This is a genomic window from Psychromonas sp., assembly GCF_047632995.1.
Classification (GTDB): Bacteria; Pseudomonadota; Gammaproteobacteria; order Enterobacterales; family Psychromonadaceae; genus Psychromonas.
In genome coordinates this window covers 1-8,971 of the sequence record NZ_JBLIEK010000129.1, presented here as the reverse complement: position 1 = coordinate 8,971, position 8,971 = coordinate 1, and the positions used below count along the sequence as shown (strand labels likewise).

General features: G+C 38.1%; 8 protein-coding genes. 1 reads left to right on the top strand and 7 read right to left on the bottom strand.

Annotated elements, in window-relative coordinates; all coding sequences use genetic code 11:
* Positions 1-99: 99 nt before the first annotated feature.
* Genes ACJAT7_RS16105 through ACJAT7_RS16075 form a run of 7 tightly spaced genes read right to left on the bottom strand, consistent with a single transcriptional unit; the run spans position 100 to position 7,455 of the window.
* Positions 100-915, bottom strand: coding sequence for a sulfotransferase domain-containing protein (locus ACJAT7_RS16105; protein ID WP_415227822.1), 816 nt, complete (start codon positions 913-915; stop codon positions 100-102).
* Between the two features lie 9 nt (positions 916-924).
* Positions 925-1,935 carry a glycosyltransferase family 4 protein gene (locus tag ACJAT7_RS16100; protein WP_415227821.1) on the bottom strand — a complete coding sequence of 337 codons (1,011 nt, stop codon included), beginning with the start codon at positions 1,933-1,935 and terminating at the stop codon, positions 925-927.
* A 5-nt stretch (positions 1,936-1,940) separates the two neighbouring features.
* Positions 1,941-2,786 carry a glycosyltransferase gene (locus ACJAT7_RS16095; RefSeq protein ID WP_415227820.1) on the bottom strand — a complete coding sequence of 282 codons (846 nt, stop codon included), beginning with the start codon at positions 2,784-2,786 and terminating at the stop codon, positions 1,941-1,943.
* Between the two features lie 32 nt (positions 2,787-2,818).
* Entirely contained in the window at positions 2,819-3,724 is a 906-nt protein-coding gene (locus ACJAT7_RS16090; protein ID WP_415227823.1) for a glycosyltransferase, read from the bottom strand.
* Positions 3,724-4,827, bottom strand: coding sequence for a glycosyltransferase family 4 protein (locus ACJAT7_RS16085; RefSeq protein ID WP_415227819.1), 1,104 nt, complete (start codon positions 4,825-4,827; stop codon positions 3,724-3,726). Before ACJAT7_RS16085 ends, ACJAT7_RS16090 begins: the two co-directional genes overlap by 1 nt.
* 4 nt (positions 4,828-4,831) lie before the next feature.
* Positions 4,832-5,794: a glycosyltransferase family 2 protein gene (locus ACJAT7_RS16080; RefSeq protein ID WP_415227818.1), complete on the bottom strand. Its 963-nt coding sequence runs from the start codon at positions 5,792-5,794 to the stop codon at positions 4,832-4,834.
* The gene (locus tag ACJAT7_RS16075; RefSeq protein WP_415227817.1) at positions 5,791-7,455 is read right to left on the bottom strand and encodes an ArnT family glycosyltransferase; all 1,665 of its coding nucleotides are present in this window, start codon (positions 7,453-7,455) and stop codon (positions 5,791-5,793) included. Before ACJAT7_RS16075 ends, ACJAT7_RS16080 begins: the two co-directional genes overlap by 4 nt.
* 351 nt (positions 7,456-7,806) lie before the next feature.
* Here ACJAT7_RS16075 and asnB point away from each other — a divergent pair.
* A partial coding sequence (gene asnB / locus ACJAT7_RS16070; RefSeq protein ID WP_415227816.1) for an asparagine synthase (glutamine-hydrolyzing) occupies positions 7,807-8,971 on the top strand: 1,165 nt, incomplete at its 3' end.

Here is an 8,971-nt window from a genome sequence, read left to right as displayed (position 1 = left end):
TATTTACTAAAACCTTTTCTTTTTACTGGTTTGAAAATTAAAATTCAACTCATATGACTTTATAAGAAATAATGTTGGAAGGTGTGTCCCAGGTCCACTTTATTTTTTGATACAAAGCGTTTCTATCAGTCTCAATTGCTCTTCAGACAAATCCTCTCGCCATTTTTCAATTGAACCAGCTTGCATTGTATCTTGAAAAAAAGATTTAACCTCATCACATTCACTCAATCCCATAAATGAGAATAACGCGTGTACATCAACGTTTTTTGTGGCTAACCTCTCATAATTAAGCACTAACACGTTTTCTTTATCGATAAATTGACTCACAAACTGAGTGAAGTCATTACTACGATGACATTCTGTTTGAATTATTTTTTTGGTGTTTGTACTTGTTGCCACAGTATTGACCAAGGTGGTGTCCCGTTTATCGTGCCATTTTAAAATGGATGCAATACGGTCTTTAGGATCACGGTCAATAAACACAACTTTCAGATTGGTTTGTTTGTTAATAGCGGACACTAGGCCTTGTTGATATTTTTTACCTTGCTGGAAAATAGACTTATTTCCTATCAAAGAATAATGTGATGACTGCACTGAAGGTTTAGTATTGTTACCACCGAGACTGCTAACTAAGTGTTCATGTTGTCTTAGTGATTCGTAATAAAATGCAGCCAATCGATATCGATTTTTCTCTTGAATAAAGGGCTCAATGATTGATTCATAGCTGACATAAGCTTGAGGATGCTGATTAATCCAGGATTGTGTAATAGAAGTGCCACTGCGAGGTAAGCCTACCAATAAGAACGGTGTGGCAGCTTCAAGTCTCACCAAAGCCTCTTGAAACGTTCTTGGCGCGAAATGGATGCCCAACAATGACAAATATTTAGCCTTGAGTCGACGCTTTATAAATTGCATGTATATCCCTTAACTATTCACTATCAACTTTGTATACAGGTCGATATATTTATTCGTCATCATTTCTAGAGAAAAGTGATTTTCTATGTGCTGGCGATTGAATGTTTGCATGGCTGAACGCAAGTTGGAGTCTGCAGTCAGTTGTTCTATTTTTTGCACAAACATTTCTACATTATCGAGCTCGCATAAATAGCCGCCTTTGCCGTCAACCACCAACTCAGGCATTGAGAAGCAGTCTGTTGTAACCACTGGCATTCCGCAGGCCATTGCCTCTAGGGTCGTTAAACTTAATCCCTCTAATCGGGTAGGGAATAGAAAAATATCACAGTAGTTGTAATACTCGAGTAATTCACTCTGGGATAACTTGCCAATGGATACTATGTTGTCGGTTTCAGCAACATTTTTATCCTGCAGGCCGGTCGTGGTAAATAAAACGAAGTTACTGCCCAATTGTTTCATTATTTTAGGTAATAAATCGGCGCCTTTACGTTGGCTAAAATTACCGACAAACAGTAATTTAATTTTACCTTTACCTTTTGCATTTAAATCTTTAATCGGGGTTTTGATAAAAAACTGATCGGTATCTATGCCATTTTGAATAGCGATTGCCTTTTTACCAAAACACTGTTCGACCTTGTTTGCACTATATTGGCTGACGGCTGTTATCGCTTGTGCATTATCAAATGCCATACGTTCATGTTGATAGACTATCTTGTGAAACACTTTTTGCGGCAGCCCTTTGTAAGGTGTTACAAGAGGGTCATGCACGACTAAGTGCTCAGTGGTGACATGGGGAACGTCATCTTTATAGAATCCGGCGCCTGTCCAACTATTGGTGTGGATGATATCAGCACCATTTGATTTAAACTTCGATCTCAGTAGATAAGGATAATGCTGAAAATGCTTAGGAAACATCTCAACTTCGGTATCTATACCTTTACTCTCGAGTTGCCGCGCTATATTCATCGTCCAAATATCACTGCCTGAGCCTGCAAACGTGTAGGGGAAACTAATTTTCATATAGATTATCTCCCACTTTTCAATATTTTGAACAAGTCATAAAAATTCAAATATTTAACACACAGTTTAGTTAGCACTTTAGGTATTGGTTTTCGTTGCAGGTTATAGGCATTGACCGCCAACGAAATTCGCTGAGAGTGGTTCATTAATGTGCGGTACTTAGCTAGGTAAAGCCGATACCCCTGCAACGTACGTTTAGGGCTAGTGATGCGTTCTTTTTCGTGATCGGTGTGCATAATATAACTTCGCACAAAAATACGTCTGGCTGGACCAAGATGACATATCAGGTTAGTAAAAAAATCGTAGTCTTGCCATGCTGGAAAACGTTCATCAAACAGCAAGTTATTATCTAGTAGATCTTGTTTTTTAACGAAAATTTGATTGCCCACACAGTTGCGTCTAAAAATACGGTTTTTGTCTATTACTTTCTGATAATAACGACTGGGTATGAGTTTTTCGCCATCGTAATTATTGAACAAAGAGCAAAGAAATGCGTCGTTTGGACGGTAAGCTTCAACAAATTGTTTGATCCTGTCAGGTGTGAAACGGTCATCATCATCGAGTCCAGTGATGAATTCGCCATTGGATGCAAGAATCGCTTTGTTTCTGGCATGGCATGCGCCGTTTGACGTTTCAGAACGGATATAAATAATATTGTCATGTTGTTTGCAATAAGCATGCATAAATTCTGGGGTGTTATCGGTTGAACCATCATCACTGACAACGACTTCAACGTTAGGGTAGTCTTGACTAAGTACCGAATCAATCGCACGTTTGAGCATAACGGGGCGGTTTTTAGTGGGTATATATACGCTTACTTTAGGCAGTATCTGTACATCTACGTCGCTCATAATTTGTCTGTACCTTTTAGAACATTCATCATTTATCGCTCGGTTCTAATGCCAAGGCCAATCAGCAAGGACAGTTTAAGATACAGCCGGTATAACTTGTTATGCCACGCTATTGAGACCGCCTTTAAGATATGGCTCCAAGGAAGCCCATGAGTCTTTCTTCTGTCTAAGCATGTGCGCAAAGCGTGGAACGGCGGTAATGCGTCTTCAATCAATACTTTTAAACTAAACTGTTTATCCATATTGGTATCGACTTGGCGCAATTCATAAAAGCCACCCACTACACGTCTCGCTTTTTTTCTAATTTGTGCAATGGAATCTCTAGCGGGATGTTTGACCGTGGCGTTTTCGCCAAAAACCATTTTAAATCCTTGGGATGTGGCTCTTCTGGTAAACTGGTAATCCGCACCTGAAAAGGTGTCTTCTTCAAATATACCCGCTTGTTTTAACGCTTCAATTTTAATTAACAAGTTTGCTGTGACAGATCTACCAAGAGCCGCATTTTCTTTTTGTGGAAAAGCTAAAACCGACTCAAAAATTTCGACCCAATTCGGTTTTTTAGATGGATGTTCAAAAAATATATCGACGTTTCCTGCGACTAAAGAAATCTCTTCATTTTGTAAAAGCGCCACGCCATTTTTTAGCCAATCAGGGGAGGGGATACAATCTGAATCCGTGAACGCCACTATTTGACCATTAACGTACTGTAATGCTTTATTTCTTGCCGCGTATGAACCAGGCTTCATCTCTACTATCTTTTGAACATTTTGATATTGTTCAATGATACTGTCATCAAATTTCGTAGAGTTATTATCTGCCACAATAATCTGGATACTTCCGCTGTAGCTTTGTTCTGCAAGGGCCTTTAAACAGAGCGTTAAACGTTTGTAATCGTTAAATACGGGCATAATGACCGTAACTTTGGGTTGCCATTCCATCAAATATTTTCCGATTGTACTGAACATAGCTTTTTGTAAACTGTCATTGTGTCATCAGCAACACGTTCCCAGTTGTAATAGTCTACAGCCAGTTTTCGACAATTAGCACTATATTGCTCTCGCGTTGTAGAGTCCCATGTGGCGATTTCATTTATCTTGGCTACCCATGCTTGAATATCGTCATGGGGTAACAGAAACCCCGTTTTCTGGTCAATAACGGCACTGGTCAGCCCTTCAATGTTTGATGCAATAAGCGGTATGCCTTGCACCGATAATTCCGTTGCAACCAAGCCAAAGCCCTCAACATCGGTTTGATTGATACTCAGCTGGTTTGGCATAACGGCTAAACAGGTTTGACTCTTCAATTTAGCAAGCACCTCATCTGAAGCGTAACCCACTAAATTGACTCGCTCTTTATTTTCTAGACCATCTTGTTCACTTTTGTCCCAAGTTTTACCAACAACAACAAACTCAAACTTTTTATCTAACAGTGGTAGTACATTTTCTGCAAACCAACGTGCGCCTTTGCGCACAACTAAGCGGCCAAGAAATAGGATTTTGTATTGGTGTTCATTCGTATCTATCGCGGGGAGCGCCGTATTTACGCCCAGTGGAATGACAGAAACAGGCGTGAGTTTTTTCTCTTTACAAATTTCGCCGGTATTCTCACTATTGACAATAAACTCATCAGCAATGGGCAAGCGACTGATTAAGTACTGATATATCTGATAAATGCCAGCTAATATACCGGGTCTATTGCCAAATAAAATATCGAGTCCGTGGATCATAATCACCACTTTAGTTTTCCTGGCGAATAACTTACTGATCAAACCAAGCGGTGCCAAAACAAAATCGCCTATATGAATCACATCAAAACTTCGACCATGTCGCAATACAAACCAAGCACTTTTAACTAAGAATAAAAGCATGGAAAACAGGCTGGGTGGGCCACCGTCTTTTTTACCTGCCAGGGCTAATATCTTGAGTTTTAGCTCATCTTTCAATACCTGAGTTAACTCATAGCTATAGGTTTCCATACCTCCCACAGCTGGTGGCCATTTTCTAGTAATAAAGAGCACGCGTAAATTGGCAGTGTTTTTCATCTTTTTACTGATCTTTCTTATCATCGAGTTGTGACAACTCAATACGTCTTACTTTTTCAAGAGTCTGTTCAATCAACATGCGATTAAAGTTTATCAAATCAGCCACCAAAGCAATTAAGAATGAAATAAAGCCTAATATAGTGAACGTTCCGCCTAGGATTAAGGATTGAATATGGCCATTACCTTCCCCAGTAAAATAATAAAAAAGAAAACGTAAAATAGGAAATGCACCTAGTATGGAGAGGGTTACACCAATAAAAAAGAACACCCTAAGTGGTTGGTACATGGCGTACATACGCACTATGGTCGTCAGTTGTCTTTCAATGAACTTAGGGATACTTGTAAATAGCCTTGATTCGCGGGTTTTACCATTAGTCTCAACCGGCACAGAAGCGACAGCCATATGCTTTTTACCGGCCTGAATGAGTGCTTCAATGGTATAACTAAACGGAGAGACTATATTCAACTGCAATGCTGTTTCCCTGCTGTAAGCTCTAAATCCACTTACTGCATCGGGCACATTTACACCCGATAGCGTTTTTACTACATAACTACCAAAGCGTTGTAAAAACTTTTTAAGCGCAGAGAAATGAGCTACCTTGCCTGTGTTGCGATCACCCACCACTAAATCGGCTTTGCCATCGAGTATGGGTTGAATAAGTTTTGGTATATCCCACCCAGCATATTGATTATCGCCATCGGTATTAACGATGATGTCTGCACCGCGTTTTAGACATTCATCTATGCCTTTTCTAAAAGTACGGGCTAATCCACGGTTATTCTTATTGATAATAATGTGATCAACACCTAACGCTTTAGCAACCTCAATCGTTTTATCCGTTGAACCATCGTCAATGATCATGATTTCTACTTGGTCGACGCCCGGGATAGTTTTGGGTATATCATTAAACGTGGCCGGTAGGGTTAATTCTTCGTTATAACAAGGGATTTGAACAATTAGTTTCATTTTATATATTCCAACTTTAAGGCGTTTTCGGCAGTAACATTAAATAATAATATATCTTCTTTGTCTAAGGCCTCTTCTACTGTTGCTTCTGCTTTTGATACTAAATAATTATCTTGGGGCAATATTTTTAACATTTGACTAATCATGTTCAAGTACATGTACGAAATGGGCATGCCCGGGTTTGACGATACCACTTCATAATTAGCATGCTGTTTTAAACTTTCGAGCGTGGGATATTTGATTGTGTAGCGCCGATTATAATAGAGATAGCGATTTTTATTGATTAAAACGAGTCCGCCATTTTGGGTGAAATTAGGGTTGTTTTTGGTCACCCCTGATTTTGACTCATATATCACGACATCTTCAAAAGTGAGTTGTTTAAACTCACCAAATTCTTGTAGTTTTGTAAAGTAGGTACAGGTAGCTTTGTCGCAATAAATGGTCTGCGCTGGCATTTCATTTAATGTACTTTGAGTATCGTTGTAGGCTAACGCATATTCTTGGCTGATATCATTTAAAGGTATACACGCAACCATTGATAGTAGCAGCGCCGATAGCCATATTGAGGGTTTGAATTTAGCACTTATCCAATTTTTATTTTGCGCTGTGTAGGCAATCATTAGACTAATAAATGGCAGTAACATAATTAGGTATCTGTCTAAGTGCGATTTGGTTTTTAAATCTCCAGTCATGAAGAAATTTAAAAGATTCTTCGGGGATGTACCAAATTGTAGCCATATAAAAAAAGCGATAAAAGCAAAAACAAATAGTCCAACAAGATGGTTTTTGTATTTTATAAAGTTTTTGAAGTAGAGAAAACAGCTCCATAAAGCAAAATAAAATAGCAAGCCAAAATTATAAAATGTAATGAACATAGACTTAGGAAACACCCAAAGCTGAGTGCCCCCATGACTTGCAGTTTTTGTAGAGGCGTCTCTGCCACTGGTCAAAATGTCTAATCGGTTAAGTGGGTTTTCTGTTGTGGATACGTAAAAAAGGAGATCTTCTGCAATCATAAAAATGAGTGGCGAGAGCACTAAACATATCCCCAACATATATTGTCGGTTTAATAAAAAGAAAAACGAAAGCCCAGCGAGCACAAATATAATCTCTATCTTGATTAAATATGCCCAGAATAAAAATAGTACCGCTATACCTAAGCTTACCCACTGTATCTGTTGTTGAGCTAGATGGATGTTAGATTTGAGTAGGAAATATATGGCTGTAGATGTTGCCAGTGCAAAAGGCACTTCGGGATAGTTGCTTGAACCAAAGGCAATATTTATGGGTGTTAGCAATACTAATAACCCAGCAAGAAAGGCATACCGTTGGGCAAGTCCAATTTGCATGCCTATTTTGTACAATACTAGAGGCAAAATTAAGAAAGCCATAATGGGAAAGAATGAAGATTGTATTACACCGGTGCCGAATAATTCGAATACAAAATAAACCGGTAATATCAAACCTAATCTAGAGTCATAATGCGTAAAAGGTGTATACATTCCCTCGTGCAAAATTCTCAATGCATTGGATGTTATAACGCTGTCGTCGGTGCCAAGAAAACCATAGTGCTGAGTTGTTCTTATTATTAAACCAACTGCTATTAAAACTATAAGGTAAATAAAATGATTATATGTTTTTTCGGGCGTACTTTTTTCCATAAGTTAATTCTTATTCGTTCCTGACGGTTGACGCTAATTTGAATTTAATAACCCATCTAGATGTATTAATAATACTTATTTTATTAGCGCAGTTTGTAAAAAGTTATAAAGTGTCTAATTTTGACTTTAAAACATACGGAGTAGATAAAATAGTATTGATTTTTCTAATACGTAAATGATCATAATATTTAATAACCAATGGTAATAGATTTGGTTTACGCAAGACAGTGTTAACGACTAAATAGCTAATTAATATACAGAGTAATTGAAATCGATATTAATTTTATATAGACGAGCCATGAAAATTAAATAAGACTATAACTATTTAAAATATTAAGTGGCAAAATATCAATGTGCGGAATATTAGGGACACTTAATTATAATAATTTAACGGATCCGGTGCGTCTTGAATGTATGCGAGATACCATGGAATATCGTGGGCCTGACGATAGTGGAATTTGGGTCTCTGATGATGCTTATTGTGGTTTGGCTCATTTACGTTTAAGTATTTTAGATCCAACTCCTGCAGGGCATCAGCCTCGTATTGAAAATACTGGGCGTTATGTGATTTCCTATAATGGTGAGGTTTATAACTACCTAGAAATCCGTGCCGAATTAGAATTAAAAGGCTATGTATTTGAAACGGGTACTGACACCGAAGTTATTCTGCAAGCCTATGTAGAATACGGTGTTGACTGTTTACATCAATTTAATGGCATGTTTGCCATTGCCATTTACGACACTCAAGCTAAACAATTATTTTTAGCGCGCGACCGTTTAGGTGTTAAGCCTGTTTATTATTATCAAACTCAAGAAGAGTTTATTTTTGCGTCTGAAACCAAAGCTATTTTAAAAGGCCTAGATAAAAAGCCCGATCTTAATTTGCAATTAATCGATAGCTACATGAGCTTCGGTTATATCCCTGGTGAGAACACGCTTCATCAAGGTATTAAACGCTTGATGCCCGGACATTATGCGGTGATAAGTGGCAGTGATATAAAGATAACTGAGTACTGGGATCTGAAATTTGATAATCAAGATGACAAAGGTTTTGATTATTATGTAGATGAAAGTAAAAAGTTACTGGAAAGTGCGATTGACCTTAGATTACGCAGTGATGTGCCACTGGGTATTTTTTTAAGCGGTGGTATTGATTCAAGTGCCGTGGTCGGTTTGTTAGCCGACAAAGTTAAAGAGCCCTTAAAAACATTTTCTATTGGTTATGACTTTGGTAAAGGTTTTGACGAAACACCTTACGCGCAAATTATTGCTGATAAGTTTAAAACTGATCACCATGAAATTAAAATAACGCCGTCGCAATTTAAAGAATTCATTCCTGAATATATTGCCTTAATGGATGAGCCCGTTACCGAAGCGGCTGCGATCTCATTATTTTTTGTGGCTAAATTAGCCAAAGAAAAAGTAACGGTGGCTTTGTCTGGTGAAGGTTCAGACGAAATATTTGCGGGTTACGATTTATATCAATACATGAGTGTATTAGAAAAGTATCGAAATG

What these genes read in the sequence shown, in the direction of transcription:
- ACJAT7_RS16105 (WP_415227822.1), bottom strand. Translation starts at nt 915, where the DNA reads ATGCAATTTATAAAGCGTCGACTCAAGGCTAAATATTTGTCATTGTTG.
- ACJAT7_RS16100 (WP_415227821.1), bottom strand. Translation starts at nt 1,935, where the DNA reads ATGAAAATTAGTTTCCCCTACACGTTTGCAGGCTCAGGCAGTGATATT.
- ACJAT7_RS16095 (WP_415227820.1), bottom strand. Translation starts at nt 2,786, where the DNA reads ATGAGCGACGTAGATGTACAGATACTGCCTAAAGTAAGCGTATATATA.
- ACJAT7_RS16090 (WP_415227823.1), bottom strand. Translation starts at nt 3,724, where the DNA reads ATGGAATGGCAACCCAAAGTTACGGTCATTATGCCCGTATTTAACGAT.
- ACJAT7_RS16085 (WP_415227819.1), bottom strand. Translation starts at nt 4,827, where the DNA reads ATGAAAAACACTGCCAATTTACGCGTGCTCTTTATTACTAGAAAATGG.
- ACJAT7_RS16080 (WP_415227818.1), bottom strand. Translation starts at nt 5,794, where the DNA reads ATGAAACTAATTGTTCAAATCCCTTGTTATAACGAAGAATTAACCCTA.
- ACJAT7_RS16075 (WP_415227817.1), bottom strand. Translation starts at nt 7,455, where the DNA reads ATGGAAAAAAGTACGCCCGAAAAAACATATAATCATTTTATTTACCTT.